Below are 18522 nucleotides of genomic sequence, written 5' to 3'. Positions count from 1 at the left end.
ACTAATGAAGCAACAAGAGTTACTTTTAAGAATGCGGCTTTGTACAGCAATTTTACCAGCGACTTTAAAACGGATGGCAATGTTGCTGCAACAAAAAACGCAGATAAATAAAAAACAAATTTTTGAAGTCCTGCAGCAGCCAGGTACCCATCCCGAACAATTATGGCGACAACTATTTACGGATGAAATTGACCGTCTGCTGCGGCTTAACTTGCAAAATGGTTCAATTATCACAATTTTAGATGCTGCTTATCCAAGTCAATTACGGGAGATTTATGACCCACCGGCAGTCCTTTTTTATCGTGGAAATTGGGACTTGACACATTGCTCACATCTTTTAGGAGTTGTCGGGTCAAGAAAGCATTCAGCGTATGCACCGTTAGCAATAAAAAAATTACTGACACCGCTTTTAGCGCGTGGATTAATAACAGTTAGTGGACTGGCTGCCGGAGTCGATCAATTAGCTCATAGTAGCAGTCTGGCGGTTGCTAAACCAACAATTGCTGTGATTGGTAATGGCTTAAATATTTTTTATCCAAAAACTAATCAAAATTTGCAACAGCGAATCGAACAAAATGGTTTAGTTATTAGTGAATACGGAATCAATGAGCGACCATTACGCTACCATTTTCCTGCTCGTAATCGAATTATAGCTGGGTTGGTTCCTACCTTGCTAGTAGTGGAAGCGCGGCATCACAGTGGCAGTTTGATTACAGCCAATTCAGCTTTGCAAGAAAATCGTAATGTTTTGGCAGTTCCGGGTCCAATTAATTCTTTATTTTCTCAAGGAACTAATGAACTGATTGCAGCCGGTGCTAAGCCCGTTTTACAACCAGATGATATCTGGGAAGAATTTCTTTGAACTTGACAAAACACGGTAATGTAGCATAACATGATTAGCGATTTTGAAATTACGAAAAAGGAGTCTGGTTATGCCGACGGTTCAGAAAAAAACGAAGAGTAAAACAACTAAAAAAAGAAAAAAGAAACTCGTAATCGTTGAGTCACCTTCAAAGGCAAAAACAATTGAAAAATATTTAGGCTCGACTTATAAAGTAATGGCCAGTTTAGGGCATATTCGTGATCTTCCCAAAAGTACTATGGGAATTGATATGGAAAATAATTATGAACCGCATTATATTTCAATTCGCGGTAAAGGCGATATCATTAAGCAGTTGCGAAAAGAAGCTAAGAAAGCCAGCAAAGTTTATTTAGCAGCCGATCCTGATCGCGAAGGAGAGGCAATTGCATGGCATTTGTCTTATTTGTTGGGATTAAATCCTGAAGACAATAATCGTGTGGTATTTAATGAAATTACTAAAGATGCAGTAAAGAACGCCTTCAAACATCCGCGTTCAATTAATATGGATTTGGTTGATGCACAGCAAGCGCGAAGAGTTTTGGATCGCTTGGTCGGGTATTCAATTAGTCCATTATTATGGTCAAAAATTAAAAAAGGTTTAAGTGCCGGTCGGGTACAATCGATTGCTTTAAATTTGATCATCAAACGAGAACAAGAGATTCGCAACTTTAAACCCGAAGAGTATTGGACAATTGATGCTAAATTCAAAAGCGGCCAGCAACAGTTTGCAGCTAGTTATTTAGGAATTGACAGCAAGAAAAAGCCGCTTAAGAATAATGATGATGTTCAAAATATTTTACAGCGGATTGATTCCAAAAAGCCGTTTGTTATTAAGAAAGTTGATAAGAAAGAACGTCAACGATTCCCAGCTTTACCATTTACAACTAGTACGATGCAGCAAGCAGCTAACAATATTTTAAAGTTCCGTACGCAAAAAACAATGATGGTCGCACAACAGCTGTATGAAGGAATTAATTTAGGAAAGGGCGGTTCAGTTGGTTTAATTACTTACATGCGAACTGATTCAACCCGCGTTTCTAATATAGCGGTTCATGAAACGTCACAGTTTATTCATGAAAAATATGGTAGTGAATACGCAGCAGTTAAACCACGAAAAGGTAAGTTAGCTGAAGGAGCACAAGATGCGCATGAAGCTATCCGGCCTTCTTCAACAATGCGGACTCCAGAGTCAATTAAGGAATATCTAAACAAAGATCAATTTAAATTATATTCTTTAATTTGGTCACGCTTTGTTGCTAGTCAAATGACCCCAGCTGTTTTTGACACCATGACGGTTGATTTAGAACAAAATCAAGTAACATATCGGGCTCGCGGCTCAAAGATGAAGTTTCTCGGGTTTATGCTGGTTTATAAAGAAGCTAAGCATAAAGATAATACTTTACCGGATTTACAGGTTAATAAAACAGTTAAGTTAGTTTCTAATCAGCCGGATCAGCATTTTACGTTGCCACCAGCTCGTTATACCGAAGCAGCTTTAATTAAAACCTTGGAAGAAAACGGTGTTGGCCGTCCTTCAACATACGCACCAACTTTGGGAACGATTCAGAAACGTTACTATGTTAAAATGGCAGCGCGCAAATTTGAGCCAACTGAATTGGGTGAAATTGTCAATTCGATGATGGAAAAATGTTTTCCAGATATATTAAATGTTGATTTTACAGCTAATCTCGAAGATCAACTAGATGAAATTGAAGAAGGCAAACAAAAGTGGATTGAAGTTATTGATCAATTTTATCAACCATTTGCCAAAGAAGTCACATCAGCTGAAGATAAAATGGCTAAGGTTAAAATCAAGGATGAACCAGCTGGGATTAATTGCGATATTTGTGGAGCACCACTGGTAATCAAATTAGGCCGTTTCGGTAAATTTTACGCTTGCAGCCGTTTCCCAGATTGCCATAATACTAAACCAATTATTAAAAAAATCGGAGTAACTTGTCCTAAATGTCATAAAGGAGAAGTTGTGGAACGCAAATCGAAAAAGAATCGTGTTTTTTATGGCTGTTCTCGCTACCCTGATTGTGATTTTGTTTCTTGGGATAAACCAGTTGGACGAACTTGCCCTAAATGCCAACATTATTTGGTCGAAAAGAAGGGTAAAAACAGTAAAAAAATTAAGTGCAGCAACTGTGATTATGTCGAGGTACAAGATTAGGTTTAAATTAACGGCTGTTGATCTTAGCAGCCGCTTTTTTGCTAGGGATTAAACAAGCTATTCGGCAAAAAAGTTTTAAATGGAAGCATATGTTACAATAGTTACAATGACTTGGAATTTATTTTAAGACTTGGATGTTCGGCAGACGGGAGTTGATTAAAATTACACCCGATTTAATTAAAGAATTTCAGCAGTATTTACGAGTTGAGCGACAATACTCACCGGAAACTTTAAAAGCTTATACTGAGGATTTAAAATTGTTTGAGAATTTTTTAAATGAAAATGGTGGGATCAGTTCTTTAAAAGCTGTTAAAAGACTTGATGTTCATGTTTTTATGAGTTATTTATATGATCAAGCTTATCAATCAGCTTCAATTGCACGAATTATTTCAAGTTTGCGTTCGTTCTATCGCTTTTTGCAGAAAAATGGTCAGATTGACGATAACCCATTTTCCTATGTACAATTAAAACGACACCCACGAGCATTGCCGCGCTTTTTCTATGAGGATGAGATGAAGGCACTGTTTGAAGCAGTTGCTGGAGATAAACCAATGGACTTACGCGATCGGGCATTATTGGAAACGCTCTATGCAACGGGAATGCGTGTCAGTGAGTGTACAGGTTTAACACTTAAAGATGTTGATTTTGGATTGAAGGCAATGTTACTGCACGGAAAAGGTGGCAAGGATCGATATGTTCCCTTTGGCAAGTATTGTCAAAAAGCGCTTAAAAGTTATTTAAATCAGGTTCGTTTGCCGGTCATGGAAAAGTATCATACCGAACATGATTTTGTTTTTATTAATCACTATGGAGCACCACTGACGGCGGCCGGAGTGACTTATATCTTACAAAAAATTGTTAAGCGTAGTAGTTTGACAACTTCAATTCATCCCCATGAGCTGCGGCATACATTTGCAACCCATTTGTTAAATCGGGGAGCAGATTTACGAGCAGTTCAAGAGCTTCTGGGACATAGCAGTTTATCAACGACCCAAATCTATACTCATGTTACAAAGGAACATTTGCGACGAGATTATCAAAAATATTTTCCGAGATCTTAACTATAAATTCAGACTAATCAAATGATATTCAGGAGGACAATATGAGTAAAATTTCATTTCATGCAACAACAATTTGTGCTGTACGTCATCAAGGTCATACTGCTATGGCTGGCGATGGTCAAGTTACGATGGGTGAAAAAGTTATTATGAAAGGAACTGCCCGTAAAGTACGGCGCATTTATCATAATCAAGTTGTTGTTGGTTTTGCTGGCAGTGTGGCTGATGCTTTTAATCTTGAAGAAAGATTTGAAAAAAAGCTGGAAGAATACAGCGGTAATCTCCAGCGAGCAGCAGTTGAGTTGGCACAGGAATGGCGCAGTGATCAAGCATTGCAAAAACTGGAAGCTTTACTAATTGTGATGGATAAAAAAGATTTATTGTTGGTATCAGGCAGCGGAGAGGTAATTACCCCAGATGATGATATTTTAGCAATTGGTTCTGGTGGAAACTTTGCACTGGCTGCCGCTAAAGCGTTGAAACAACATGCGACAGAAATGTCAGCCTTGGAAATTGCTAAAAGTGCCATCAATATTGCTGGTGATATTGATATTTTTACAAATCATCACATTATCGGCGAAGAACTATAACTTAATTATGAAAGGATAGCGAAAATGAACCCAATAGATAAAACTCCTAAACAGATCGTTAAAGAACTGAATAACTATGTTATCGGTCAAAATGATGCCAAGAAGGCAATTGCTGTCGCTTTAAGGAATCGTTACCGTCGTTTACAATTAGATGCTGAAATGCAGGCGGAAATAACACCTAAGAATGTTTTGATGATTGGACCAACCGGTGTCGGCAAAACAGAAATTGCACGCCGCTTGGCCAAGATTGTTGCAGCACCTTTTATTAAAGTAGAAGCTACTAAGTTCACCGAAGTTGGTTATGTTGGCCGTGATGTTGAATCAATGATTCGCGATCTGGTCGAAGTAGCTTACAAAATGGAAAAAGAAGCAGAATATCAGCATGTACACTCACAAGCTGTTCAAGAAGCAGACAAACAACTGATTAAATTATTGGTACCAGCAGAGAAAAAACAAAAGCAAGCCGAATCACAACAAAACTTTATGCAAATGTTGCGTAATTTACAAGCTGGTAATTTTGATAATTTAATGCCTAATCAAGCACAAGAAGAAAATATTACAGATGAAGTTCGCGACCAAAGGTTATCTGTCAGCGAACAATTAAAAAAAGGCTTATTAGAAAATCGTTCGGTAACTATTCCGGTTGAAGATTCTAGCCGTAGCTTTCAAAATCAAGCAGGAATGCTAGGACAAATGGGAATTGACCTCGGCGATGCCTTGTCTGCTTTGACACCAACTAAGAAGGTCATGCGGACTATGGCAGTTTCTCAAGCTAGAGAAGTATTGGCACGACAAGCAGCTGAGAAATTGATCGATAGCGCTGAAGTTGCTGATCGGGCGATTAAAAGAGCCGAAGATACCGGGATTGTCTTTATTGATGAGATCGATAAAGTAACTTCTAAAAGTAAGACTAATAGTGGCGAGGTTTCTCGTGAAGGTGTGCAGCGGGATATTTTACCAATTGTTGAGGGTTCACAGGTTCAGACAAAGTATGGTTTATTAAATACTGATCATATTTTATTTATCGCATCGGGTGCTTTCCATGAGAGCAAACCAAGTGATTTAATTGCCGAATTGCAAGGTCGCTTTCCAATTAGAGTTGAATTGGACGATTTAAGTACTGAAGATTTTGTTAAAATTTTAACAGAACCTAGCAATGCATTGATTAAACAATATATGGCATTAATTGGAACTGATAACATAAAAGTAACTTTCACGATTGAAGCAATTCATCGAATCGCAGAAATTGCTTATCAAGTTAACCATGAGAATGAAAATATTGGCGCTCGACGGCTGCATACGATTTTAGAAAAACTACTAGAAGACTTGCTTTATGAAGGTCCTGATATGCAGATGGGTGATATTACAATTACTGAAGCTTACGTTGAACAAAAAATCGGTAACATTGCTAAAAACAAAGATCTCAGTCAGTATATTCTTTAGAATTGAAAGGAAGTCCGACCATTAATGGAATTGTGTTTAGAAAATGATCAAGTTAAAGCGGTTTTTTCTCGTCATGGTGCTGAACTCCAAAGTTTATTCAATAAAGCTACACAAACTGAATATTTATGGCAGGCAGATGCAAAATTTTGGGGACGTCATGCGCCAGTTCTATTCCCCTTTGTTGGACGTCTAAAAGATGATCAGTATCAATATGCCAATAAGACTTACGCTATGCATCAGCATGGTTTTGCTCGTGATCGTGATTTTGAGGTACGTGAACAACAACCGGATCATTTAATTTTTGAACTTAATTCTTCCGCAGCAACGAAACAGATTTATCCGTTTGATTTTAAATTGCAGATAAGTTATCGTTTGCGTGCTGCCTCGTTAGAAATAGCTTATCAAGTTCAAAATTTGACTGATAGTGAAATGTATTTTTCAATTGGTGGTCATCCAGCTTTTAATATTCCTTTGCAAAAGGATGAAGCATTTGATGATTATCTTGTAGAATTCCAACCAGTCGGAAATTATTTAAAAATTCCTTTAACTGGTAATTATACTGATAATGCAGCGGCTCAAGAAGACCGAATGGCTGGATTGCGTTTGACGCGGGCAGCATTTAAAAATGATGCTTTAATTTACCAATTACAGCGGCCGGTTTTGCTTGAATTGACTACGACTGCTCATCAACATGGAGTACGCTTGGATTTGCCTGACACTGAATATTTGGGTATCTGGTCACCATATCCAGCGGCTGCACCATTTGTGTGCTTGGAGCCTTGGTGGGGCTTAGCAGATGATATAAAGGCAACTGGTGAGCTGCAACAAAAACGTGGGATTCATAAATTAGCACAGCAACAATTATTCAAGGCAGGCTATACCATCAGCATTTTTTAATCAGACTAATAAAAACGACTGGATGCAGTACTTCTTAAGTACTAAATCCGGTCGTTTTAAACTATAAAGGGAAAGTAATGCTAAATCTTATTTTTTTGGATGATGATGCCAATAATATAGACCAAATGGAACGAGATTTTCATTTCCTTCACGAATCCGTTTTAAATTGCCCTTGTGCCGATAAAAAACAAATATAGTTAAAACCAAAGCGATAGTTGTTAAGATACTATCATGGAAAAAAAGTGATAGGATGGTTATTAAGGTCATTCCAACCATGCTGGCAATACTGACCATGCTTGATAAGTAAAGAGTTATCAAAAAAATAGCCCAGGCAACTAAGAAGAAACCTGGATTATAGGCTAATAGAATTCCAGCACTGGTTGCAACCGCTTTACCGCCCTTAAAATGTGCAAAAAGTGGAAAAACATGACCGAGGACTGCTGCACAGCCAATAATCAAGACATTAATTGACACATGAAATAGATAAGGTTGACATGCAGCTAAAGTACCCTTTAACATATCCAACAGTAGGACGATCAATCCAGCTTTTTTACCTAAGACTCGGAAAGTGTTGGTTGTCCCCATATTACCACTGCCATATTGGCGAATGTCCTTACCGTAAAAAAGTTTTCCAATCCAGACACCTGAGGGAATCGATCCAAGCAAATAGGCAATAACCAGCATTTCAAAAATTTTTAAGTTCAATTTGTATCCTCCTTGTAACTGGCTAATACTCATTTTAGCACGTATCAAACTATCCTCAAAATAGATTTTACGTAGATGATAAATAAATAATTGTAGCTGTGAAAATCTTAATTTTCATTTTGAATTCAGTAGCTGACCAGAGATTACTTTACATTTTGAGATTCAATAAGGTATGATAACTAGGTTAGCATTATTTCGTAAGTATAAATTTTAAACAGAAAGGAATTACATTCATGGGTAATGTCAGCTATAACGATGATTCGATTCAAGTGCTGAAGGGACTAGAAGCTGTTCGTAAGCGTCCTGGAATGTACATTGGATCGACCGACAGTAAAGGATTGCATCATTTAGTCTATGAAATTGTCGATAATGCAGTTGATGAGGCCTTGGGTGGCTTTGGCAAAGAAATCAAAGTAATTTTGCATCGTGACGGAAGTGTTTCGGTAATTGATCATGGACGTGGTCTTCCAACCGGTATGCATGCTTTAGGAATTCCAACAGTTGAAGTGATTTTCACTGTTTTACATGCAGGTGGTAAATTTGGTCAGGGCGGCTATAAAACTTCTGGCGGTTTACATGGAGTAGGCGCGAGTGTTGTTAATGCCTTATCCAGTTGGTTGACTGTTAAAACTGTTCGTGACGGAATTGCCTATCAGGAAGAATTTACAAATGGCGGTAAACCAAAGGGAACGCTCCGCAAGTTAGGGAAAACAAAAGAAAAAAACGGGACAGAAGTTACCTTTAAACCAGATCCAACTATTTTTTCAACAACGCATTATCATTATGATGTGCTAGCTGAACGTTTGCGCGAGTCAGCTTTTTTATTGAAAGGCGTAAAAATAATTTTAGACGATGAACGCAATAACCAGCAGGAAGAATTTATGTTTGCTGATGGAATTAAGGAGTTTGTTGCCTATTTAAACGAAGATAAAGACACTTTAGGTCCAGTCATGTATTTTGAAGGTACCCGGCAAAATATTGAAGTTGAGGTTGCTGCCCAGTACAATGATGGCTATTCGGAAAATGTTTTGTCATTTGTTAATAACGTTCGAACCAAGGATGGTGGAACGCATGAAGTTGGTATGCGTTCCGCTTGGACCAAAGCTTTTAATGACTATGCTCGCCAAGTCGGATTGCTGAAGGAGAAAGATAAGAACTTAGAAGGCTCAGACGTCCGTGAAGGGTTGGCGGCAGTTATTTCAATTCGTGTTCCGGAAGACTTATTACAGTTTGAAGGTCAAACCAAAGAAAAATTAGGAACTCCTGAAGCACGAGCGATTGTTGATGGAATTGTCAGTGAACAATTAGGCTTTTTCTTATTAGAAAACGGTGAATTTGCTCAAGACCTGGTTCGAAAGGCGCTTAAGGCACGTGAGGCTCGGCAAGCAGCTCGAAAAGCTCGCGACGAGTCACGTAATGGCAAGAAAAAGCATCATAAAGAACGGTTGCTTTCTGGTAAATTAACGCCAGCTCAGTCTAAAAACGCTAAACGAAATGAATTGTTTTTAGTTGAGGGTGATTCTGCTGGTGGTTCAGCCAAGCAAGGTCGAGATCGTAAATTTCAAGCGATTTTGCCGTTGCGTGGGAAGGTTTTAAATACAGAAAAAGCAAAATTACCAGAAATTTTAAAAAATGAAGAGATCAGTACAATGATCTATACAATTGGTGCAGGTGTTGGTGTTGACTTTAATTTGCCTGATGCAAATTATGATAAAGTTATTATTATGACTGATGCAGATACCGATGGTGCCCATATTCAAATTTTATTATTAACCTTCTTTTTCAAATACATGCGGCCGTTAATTGAAGCTGGAAAGGTCTATATTGCTTTGCCGCCACTGTACAAATTGCAGAAGAAAGTTAAAAAGAAATTATTGATTAAATACGCTTGGACTGATGAAGAATTGCAGTATGCAATTAAAGATATGAAACAAGGTTACACACTGCAAAGATTTAAAGGTTTGGGTGAAATGAATGCCGACCAATTATGGGAAACTACTATGAATCCAGAAACACGGACCTTAGTAAGAGTGAAAATTGATGATAATGCTGTAGCTGAAAAAAGAGTAACTACGCTGATGGGAGATAAAGTTGAACCCCGCCGTCGCTGGATTGAAAAAAACGTTGAATTTACACTTGAAGAAGACGGTAGTTTATTAGATACAGCAGTTGTCGAAGATGCACATGGGATTAAGCCAAACTCAGTTGATGAAGGAGGCCAAGATCAACAATGAAAGAAACGACAAGTGACCATAATGTTCAGGAACTCTCATTAGAATCCGTTATGGGAGAACGTTTTGGCCGTTACTCTAAGTATATTATTCAAGAACGTGCTCTGCCGGATATTCGCGATGGGCTTAAACCGGTCCAACGCCGTATTTTGTATGCAATGAATCAAGATGGTAATACGTATGACAAAGCATTTCGTAAATCGGCTAAATCAGTTGGAAACGTGATGGGAAATTTTCATCCCCATGGAGACAGTTCAATTTACGAGGCAATGGTTAGACTTAGCCAGAATTGGAAAGTTCGTGAACCATTAGTCGAAATGCACGGCAATAATGGTTCAATGGATGGAGATCCACCAGCTGCCATGCGTTACACAGAAGCACGCTTAAGCAAAATTTCTGGTGAAATGCTGCGTGATATTCAAAAAAAGACAGTCGATTTTGTCCCTAATTTTGATGATACTGAAGAAGAACCAACTGTTTTGCCTGCACGCTTCCCCAATTTATTAATTAACGGCGCAACGGGGATCTCCGCAGGTTACGCAACTGAAATTCCGCCGCATAATCTTCACGAAACAATTCAGGCGGTTATTTATTTACTGAACCATCCAGCAGCTGAATTAGCTGAATTAATGAAATTTGTTAAGGGTCCCGATTTTCCGACTGGTGGAATCGTTCAGGGTAAGGACGGAATTTTAAAAGCTTATCAAACCGGGCGCGGCCGAGTAATTGTACGAGCAAAAACTGAAACGGAAGAATTAAAAGGCGGTCGTTCGCAAATTCTTGTTAAAGAAATTCCGTACGAAGTTAATAAAGCTGTGCTTGTCAAACGGATTGATGAGATCCGGTTGTTAAAAAAGGTTGAAGGAATTGCTGAAGTACGTGATGAAAGTGATCGGCAGGGACTTCAAATAGCAATTGAATTAAAACGTAATGCTAATGCGCAAGGAATCCTAAATTATTTATTCAAAAATACTGACTTGCAAATTTCCTATCATTTTAACATGGTAGCGATTAACAATATGCGTCCAGAATTAGTTGGTTTGAAGACTATTTTGGAAGCTTATGTTAAATATCAGCGTGAAGTAGTAACGCGGCGGACACAATTTGATTTAGAAAAGGCTCAAGAACGGCAGCACATTGTTGCCGGCTTGATTAAAGCTCTTTCAATCCTTGACCAAGTTATCAAAACCATTCGTGGCAGCCAAAACAAACAAGACGCTAAAAAGAATTTAGTAGCTGAGTATGATTTTACTGAGAAACAAGCCGAAGCGATTGTTTCATTGCAATTGTATCGGTTAACAAATACTGATGTAACGGCTTTACAACAAGAAGCAGCCGAATTGGCTACTAAAATTAAACAGTATAAATTAATTTTAAGTGATGCTAATGAACTGGATCGGGTAATCAAGAGTGAATTAACAGCAATCGATCATCAATATGCAACTCCGCGCAAAACAAAGATTGAAGCTGAAGTCCAACAATTGAAAATAGAAACCGAAGTTATGGTTGCTCCTGAAGACGTGGTGGTTTTAGTAAGTCAAGCGGGATATTTAAAGCGCAGTTCGTTGCGTTCGTTTGGAGCGTCGGCTGAAACTGACAATGGTTTAAAACCCGATGATCAAATAATTTTACAGACCACAGCTAATACACTGGATCATTTACTGATTTTTACAGATCAGGGAAACTTGATTTATCGACCAGTTCATGAGATTCCGGATATTAAATGGAAAGATACCGGGCAGCATTTATCACAAACGGTTGGGTTAGCTGCCGATGAGAAAATTCTACAAGCTTTCGTGTTTAAGGATTTAAAGCAACCGGGAAATTTTGTTTTAGCTACTAGTCAAGGTGCTATTAAGCAAACAGCTTTAAGTGCCTTACAGCCGGGACGAACTTATCGAACAAGAGCAGCTGTTGCTATTAAATTAAAAAATGCAGCTGATCGGTTAATTAAAGTGGCTTATATCATGCCTAAAGCTGCCGAACAACTAGATGTAGTTGCTTGTTCTTGGGGTGGCTATGGATTACGTTATCAACTGGCAGATGTTCCAGTTAGTGGGCCACGCGCAGCTGGGGTCAAAGCTATGGACTTACGTGATGATCATTTAACAGCTGTTTTATTGGTTAAAGCTGAGAATACGATTGGATTACTAACTCAGCGTGGGGCCTTTAAACGGATGAAAGTTAGTGAAATTCCGGAAACTTCGCGTGCTCGGCGTGGAGTAAAAATATTACGAGATTTAAAACGCAAACCACATCGAATTGTATTTGCAGCTGATCTTAGTCAAAGTGAAAACTGGCAGATTATGACTACAAAACAACAAAAAATTGTTTTGCAAACTGCCGACCATCCGTTAGCAGATCGGTATTCTAACGGTTCATTCGTAGTAGATGTTGAAACTCAAGGTGAAATCAAACAAGTTAGACTAATACCGCTAACAGCAGATGCAGCAGATAAAGATTAATTTGTAACAGCATCGTTAGGAATGGATTTGCTTGTTTTGCAAGTAAAAAATAAAACCACAGCATTTGAATTGATAACAGCAGTGTTTCTCCAAGAATTAGCTTTTGGAGGACACTGTATTTTTGTTCAATGTGTTGTGGTTTATTTGGAATCTTTAATTAAACAAGTCTGAATTAAAAAAATTAGGTATTATGCAAATTGATAGCAGATTTATTTGAACAGTTAAACGCTCATTTATGATTTTTAGCGGCTAATTTTTTTACTAACTGTGATTCAGGAGTGACAAATAGTGTTTTTTGGCCTTCATAAATAACAAAACCAGGTCGAGCTCCATTTGGTTTTCGAATTTTTTTAACTGTTACGTAATCCACGGGAACAGTTGCTGATTGCCGAGATTTTGAAAAATAAGCTGCCAAATTCGCTGCTTCAAGCAAGGTTTGCTGGCTAGGATTGGGATCGTGAATAATAACATGTGATCCCGGAACGTTTTTTGCATGTAGCCAAATATCATTTTTGCTGGCAGTTTTCAATGTTAGACGATCGTTTTGTAAATTATTTTTTCCAACTGAAATTTTAGTTTGATCAGAACTATAAAAAACAGCAGGACGACTGGCTGATTGCCGTGGTTTATTTTTCTTTAAATTTTTTTGCTGCTGCAAATATCCTTGCTGCTGTAATTCTAATTTAATTTCCGGTAAATCTTCTGGGGCGGCCAACTCAATTTCTGATTGAATTTCTTCCAAATAAGCAACTTCTTCTTGGGCTTTAGCTAATTGTTCATTTACAAAAGTTACAGCTGTTTTTAATTTTTGGTATTTTTTAAAATACTTTTGAGCATTCTTAGATGGAGTCAAATTCGGCGATAAGGTAATTTGCAGCGGTTTTTGGTTATCGTAATAGTTTTCTAATTCGATACTAGTCATCCCACGTTTTACTTGATTTAAGTAGGTGGTTAGTAATTCGCCTTTGATCCGGTACTGGTCAGCGTGTTTACTGGCATTTAGTGTTTGCTGCAATTTTTTGATCTTCTTTTTATTTTTATGCAGATTATTTTGTACTATATTGATTAGCTGACTAGCGAGTTGTTGTACACGATCTCGATTAGCTTTTTGCTGATAGTAACTGTCTAAAATTTCACTAAGAGTAGCAGCTTGCTGAATAGTACTTGACGCTGAAAAAGGCAAGTACGTAAAAAATGGTTGCCGTGCATTTTCTGGCTTAACAATACAAGGAGTAGGCTGCTTAACTCGTTGTAATGTCTGTTGCCAGCTTTGAGTCACTGACTGGTCACTACGGTGAAGCTGATCAGCAAAATAAAGTGCGTGTTCTTTAGCAAAGCCTTGATAAGTCTGTTGCAATTGTTTGGCCAACACTTCACGATTGGGATAACGAACAACTAATTGTTGATATTGGTTATTGCTTGTGACAAACGGATCTAATTTATTTTGCTGCGGTGGCTGCACATAGTTTGCACCAGGCAATAAAGTACGATAACGATTTTGTAAGGGACCAATATGTTTAATTGTATCGATAATTTGCTGTTGTTTTTGATCAATTAATATAATATTGCTATAACGACCCATAATTTCGATACTTAACTGAATTGGCAATTCATCGCCTAATTCATTGCGGGTTGCAAAATTCAAATATAAAACACGATCGTTTGCTAATTGTTCAATTTTTAATAATTTAGCTCCTTCTAAATGTTTTCGCAATGACATTGTAAAATTTGTCGGAACTGCGGGATTTTTAAAAGGAATTTGCGTAATTTGAATACGTGCATAACTTGGATGGGCTGACAATAAGAGCGGGAAATTATGACGTTGAGCTCGAATAGTCAGGATTACTTCATTAGGGTACGGTTGTGAAATTTTGCCAACACGTCCATTGGCAAGCAGCTGGTTTAATTCAAACGTCATTGCGCGGGTAAAAAGACCATCGAAAGACAAAATTGTCAACTCACTTTCATTTAATAATTAGTTATTTATATTGTACAGTTTCTTTAAGAAAAGGGCAAAATTCACTAGAATACTCAAGTAGTAAAATTAATAAGTTGCTATTTGAAAAAATTTATTTCATAATGAAAATATAAATGCATTATGCAATTTATTATTTTGCTGTATAGAAATGGGGGACTGATTAATGCGGTCTTGTCTTGAAAGTTTATTAGCAGTTCAAAAACGGTATCATTCAATTTTAGAAAAAATTGTATCTGAACATAATTTAACGATAGCTGAATGGCAATTGTTACTGAAGGTAATTGATGGCAACCAAACGCAAGAAAAACTCGCAAAACTGACAAATTTGAATGTTTCAACTTTAAGTCGACAATTAAGCCGACTAGTTGCCAAAAAATTTATCAGTCGGTTTGCTGGAACAGAGGATAATCAGCGCGGAGGACGAAGAAAATATAATTATATTGAAACTAATCAGGGCAAGGCAGTCGTTAAGCAACTACAAGCAGATTTGAAAAAATTTGCTGATAATTTATTTCAACACTGGTCAGTTGACGAGCAAAATATGTTACAAATTTTGTTAAATCGGCTCGATCGAAGCATGGAGAGACTCTAGTATAAGGCTATTAGTGGTTGAAACAATAATTTTATGATATCCTTAGACGAGTATTAATTTTTAAAAGTGGGTGTAATTTTATGAAAATTGCTGTTGTCACTGACAGTACAGCGTATTTAACCAAACAGCAAATTGCTGAAAATAACATTCATGTGATTCCAATTCCGGTAATTCTTGATAATCAAGTTTATCAAGAAGGTATTGATATTGATTCACGTGAGTTTTATCAAAAATTAAAGAATTCTTCAACATTTCCCAGTACTTCACAACCTTCAATTGGCGAATTGATTGATTTTTATGAAAATCTTGGTAACCAAGGTTATGAAGCAGTCATCAGTATTCATCTAGCTAGTACAATTTCTGGATTTGTTCAAACACTTGAAACAGTTGCTAAGGAGGTTAAAAATACTAAAGTTATACCATTTGACTCCCAGATTACTGTTATGTTGATGGGAAACATGGTAATTGCAGCGACAAGGATGGTTAAAGCAGGATTAAATCCAGATCAAATTATTGATAAGCTAGAAGATTTACGAGCTACAACGAATGAATATTTTATTGTTGATGATTTGCAGAATTTAGTTCGTGGTGGACGATTATCTAATGCATCAGCATTTATCGGCAGTATGCTAAAGATTAAACCCTTATTGACGTTTGATCGCAAATCTCACAAAATTGTTGCTTTTGAAAAAGTTCGTTCTATGAAAAAAGCTATCCATCGAGTTGAAGAACTTTTTAAAATAGATCAAAAAGAAGTTGACTATCCTTTACGTTTAATTGTTATTCATGCCAATGATGAACCAGCTGCTGAAAAGTGGCGCGATTCACTAAGCAAAGAGTACCCACAATATCAAGTGGATTTGAGTTATTTCGGTCCAGTAATTGGAACACATTTGGGTGAAAAAGCTTTGGCCTTGGCTTGGATGAAAGATATTGATAAACTTGATTAAATTATTTGCAATTATTGATTATTAAATTATTAATTATTTTAAAAGGCTGAGAGTTTATTCTCAGCCTTTATTTATTTTTATCGAGGGGAGTAAGATTATCAAATGAGCAAGCTTACAATAAAACAACCAGAATTAGGTTTAAAGGCTAGCACAGCTAAAAGTCAGTTAAGTGACCGACTCAAATATCAACCAGCTGTTTTTGAATTTTTTACAGATGAAAATGATTTTACTGCAGACGGCCTAAAGCGTTTAGCAGCAGCAATTGAATTAGTCAAAGCAACGGCTACCAATAAAATTGTATTGCATCATCCAATGCGATTTAAGGGAGAATATACGGAATTAGCCGCACCTAAAGCAGTATTTCCGGAGCTAGTTAAATTCATTGATCAAAGCACCAATGATTTGCTGCAATTAGCCTTTGATCAAAAAATACAAGTTTTAGTTCATGGATCGTACTCGCGTCATACACAGCGGATGATTGATTTATATCCTTCATTTGAATTTGCTGAAGCTGCAGTTTTCAAAAAATTGGATTATTTTGCTCATTTAGGTCAACAACGAATAATGTTTGAAAATTCCCTGTCGCCGATATTTTATTTTGGTGATGAAAAGATGGATCAATTTATTCTGGATCGAAATTATCGTCTGGCATTTGATACCAGCCATTGTTTTATAAAAGTTAATGGCAGCAATCAGCAGCTAGTCGCTTCATTGAAGAGACTGGAACCGCAAATCGTTCATTATCATTTAGTAGATTCAATGGGCTTAAAACATGACAGCTTGCCATTGGGAAAAGGTAAAATCAATTGGCGGCAGGTATTACCAGCTTTAAATCCGCAGGCTACTAATATTTATGAAATTAACTTGAAAAATCAGGATGATTGCCAAGAACAATTGGCTAGTCATCGTTATTTAAGTAAAATTTATCAAAAATTAATTAATTCATAGTTTCGTTTCTTGAAGTTTTCTAAAGATGAGTTCAATCAGTAGTAGTGACGGCGTTTTCTAGTATATAATTTCATTGCTGATTAAATTATAAAGTTTTGATTGATTAAAATAATATAATTTATTGATGAATAATCATCAATGTAAATAAAATGAAAATTTTTAAAGTCGTTTATAATTTATGATAAGGAAAGGCTGATGAACTGATTGAACAGATTTTTTAACATCACAACTGGAGCAATTGGGGTGTTCTATGTAATTAATGATACACGCTACCGTTTAATGGTAAGCTTATACCGCCATCAAGGTTACTCACCGGATAAGGTTGAACGATTGGCAAATAGTTCAGACATATTCTCCTTAATCATTATCTTAGCAATCCTGATAACTATTTTTGGAGTAATGGCGATTGTTAGCAATATGATTTTATTTAGTCAGAAATACTTTTTTTTGAAGATTTTGTTAAATATAACAACTATGTTAATGCCGTTTATCTACGTGAATAATATTTGGTTTATTTTTTACGAAGCATTCTTTTGTTTGATATTTGTTATTTATTTGATAAGCTTGAAAAAGATGGATATTAGTCTAAAAAAAAATAACTTTCGTGGTAAAGTTGCAAATTCATCTGATAAAAACAATATTTCTGGTTATAATAAATAATAGTAGTTATAAAATATTTACAGATGAGGTGTAAAGTTGCAAACGGTGAAAAACATTTTTAGCTGGGTACTCCCAATTTTAATTGGCCTGCTAATTGCTTTAATTGTCCGTCAATTTCTTTTTGGTTTTGTTAAAGTTGATGGGACATCAATGTATCCGACTCTTCAAAATAACGAGCGGGTAATGCTTTTAAAACAGGCCAAGATCCGTCATAACACAGTAATTGTGTTTAATGCTGATGGAGTTGATCATAATTCACCTGGGGTTACAAAAAGCACAAAGTACGTTAAGCGAGTTATTGGCATGCCAGGAGATAAGGTTGAGTATGAAAATAATGGAACTGTTTTAATTAATGGCAAAAAGTTATCTCAGGCTTATATTACGAAGGCTCAGCGAACATCTGGAACATTAGATCTGTATTCAGGATATAAAGAAGCTAGTGGTGTGGTACTTGGTACAGGTAAAACATTCACAGTTCCTAAGGAAAGCTATTTTGTTTTGGGAGATAATCGAAAAGTATCAAACGATAGTCGCTATTATGGATTTGTTCCAAGAAGTAAAATTGATGGTGTTGTCAAAGTTCCGTTTTGGAATAGCAAAGAAAACTTAGTCAATTCATTCAATTAAATATAAATGACAGTTAAAAATCAGTAATTGCTTTGTAAATTACTGATTTTTTTGTTTTTAAATAAAGTAGATTGGATTTTCTTTTTAAACACTACTTTCGATAATATATATTATGTAAACTAGAATGAAATTTAAATTTATTAAGCACCGTCAAGTACGGATTTTAACTCAAGCCCCCTCTCATGTTTATTCAGCATTAAAATTGCTGTTAAAACAACGTTTTTAACGCATAAAGAAGGTGAAAATAAATTTGAAAAAGAGAATAAAAACCAGAAAAATCGAAAAAAAATCAGTAAAGAAATAGCCATCAGAATTTATAACAAGCAAAAATAATTCGATT

At 36.6% G+C, this 18522-nt stretch carries 15 protein-coding genes; 13 read left to right on the top strand and 2 right to left on the bottom strand.

Translation table 11 applies throughout. The features are described 5' to 3' along the window. Positions 1-31 precede the first annotated feature (31 nt). From dprA to FC89_RS00140, 6 genes are all read left to right on the top strand, one after another. Positions 32-862, top strand: coding sequence for a DNA-processing protein DprA (gene dprA, locus FC89_RS00165; protein WP_235804352.1), 831 nt, complete (start codon positions 32-34; stop codon positions 860-862). Positions 863-932: 70 nt separating this feature from the next. Continuing rightward, a complete protein-coding gene (topA, locus tag FC89_RS00160) occupies positions 933-3038 on the top strand; it encodes a type I DNA topoisomerase (RefSeq protein ID WP_057870523.1) in 2106 nt (701 codons plus the stop codon). Between the two features lie 161 nt (positions 3039-3199). Next, complete coding sequence (gene xerC, locus FC89_RS00155) at positions 3200-4099, top strand: tyrosine recombinase XerC (RefSeq protein ID WP_415588724.1); 900 nt, start codon at positions 3200-3202, stop codon at positions 4097-4099. A 41-nt stretch (positions 4100-4140) separates the two neighbouring features. Then, positions 4141-4686: an ATP-dependent protease subunit HslV gene (gene hslV / locus FC89_RS00150; RefSeq protein WP_057870521.1), complete on the top strand. Its 546-nt coding sequence runs from the start codon at positions 4141-4143 to the stop codon at positions 4684-4686. 24 nt (positions 4687-4710) lie between these two features. Further along, on the top strand, positions 4711-6129 hold the full coding sequence (gene hslU, locus FC89_RS00145; protein ID WP_057870520.1) for an ATP-dependent protease ATPase subunit HslU: 1419 nt from the start codon (positions 4711-4713) through the stop codon (positions 6127-6129). A gap of 24 nt (positions 6130-6153) precedes the next feature. After that, positions 6154-7026 carry an aldose 1-epimerase family protein gene (locus tag FC89_RS00140; RefSeq protein WP_057870519.1) on the top strand — a complete coding sequence of 291 codons (873 nt, stop codon included), beginning with the start codon at positions 6154-6156 and terminating at the stop codon, positions 7024-7026. Positions 7027-7113: 87 nt separating this feature from the next. Here FC89_RS00140 and plsY read toward each other — a convergent pair whose 3' ends face one another. Further along, positions 7114-7710 (bottom strand): glycerol-3-phosphate 1-O-acyltransferase PlsY, encoded by a 597-nt coding sequence (gene plsY / locus FC89_RS00135; protein WP_157060620.1) that lies wholly within the window; start codon positions 7708-7710, stop codon positions 7114-7116. A gap of 254 nt (positions 7711-7964) precedes the next feature. Here plsY and parE point away from each other — a divergent pair, with 254 nt between their 5' ends. Continuing rightward, the gene (gene parE / locus FC89_RS00130) at positions 7965-9965 is read left to right on the top strand and encodes a DNA topoisomerase IV subunit B (protein WP_057870517.1); all 2001 of its coding nucleotides are present in this window, start codon (positions 7965-7967) and stop codon (positions 9963-9965) included. Further along, positions 9962-12427: a DNA topoisomerase IV subunit A gene (gene parC / locus FC89_RS00125; protein WP_057870516.1), complete on the top strand. Its 2466-nt coding sequence runs from the start codon at positions 9962-9964 to the stop codon at positions 12425-12427. Before parE ends, parC begins: the two co-directional genes overlap by 4 nt. A gap of 229 nt (positions 12428-12656) precedes the next feature. Here the strand turns inward: parC and FC89_RS00120 are convergent, their stop codons facing one another. Next, positions 12657-14375, bottom strand: coding sequence for an NFACT RNA binding domain-containing protein (locus tag FC89_RS00120; RefSeq protein ID WP_057870515.1), 1719 nt, complete (start codon positions 14373-14375; stop codon positions 12657-12659). Between the two features lie 193 nt (positions 14376-14568). Between FC89_RS00120 and FC89_RS00115 the strand changes: the two genes are divergently transcribed. From FC89_RS00115 to lepB, 5 genes are all read left to right on the top strand, one after another. Further along, the gene (locus FC89_RS00115) at positions 14569-14997 is read left to right on the top strand and encodes a MarR family winged helix-turn-helix transcriptional regulator (RefSeq protein WP_057870514.1); all 429 of its coding nucleotides are present in this window, start codon (positions 14569-14571) and stop codon (positions 14995-14997) included. Between the two features lie 80 nt (positions 14998-15077). Continuing rightward, positions 15078-15947, top strand: coding sequence for a DegV family protein (locus FC89_RS00110; protein WP_057870513.1), 870 nt, complete (start codon positions 15078-15080; stop codon positions 15945-15947). A 102-nt stretch (positions 15948-16049) separates the two neighbouring features. Then, positions 16050-16895 carry a sugar phosphate isomerase/epimerase family protein gene (locus FC89_RS00105; RefSeq protein ID WP_057870512.1) on the top strand — a complete coding sequence of 282 codons (846 nt, stop codon included), beginning with the start codon at positions 16050-16052 and terminating at the stop codon, positions 16893-16895. Positions 16896-17138: 243 nt separating this feature from the next. Next, positions 17139-17555, top strand: a complete 417-nt coding sequence (locus FC89_RS00100) for a hypothetical protein (RefSeq protein WP_235804351.1) — start codon at positions 17139-17141, stop codon at positions 17553-17555. Between the two features lie 36 nt (positions 17556-17591). Continuing rightward, positions 17592-18182, top strand: coding sequence for a signal peptidase I (gene lepB, locus FC89_RS00095; RefSeq protein WP_057870510.1), 591 nt, complete (start codon positions 17592-17594; stop codon positions 18180-18182). Positions 18183-18522: the final 340 nt, after the last annotated feature.

Origin of the sequence: Liquorilactobacillus ghanensis DSM 18630 (genome assembly GCF_001435235.1) — a bacterium.
Lineage (GTDB): Bacteria > Bacillota > Bacilli > Lactobacillales > Lactobacillaceae > Liquorilactobacillus > Liquorilactobacillus ghanensis.
Note: the sequence above shows the minus strand (reverse complement) of the source record. Positions and strands in the feature narration are given on the sequence as shown.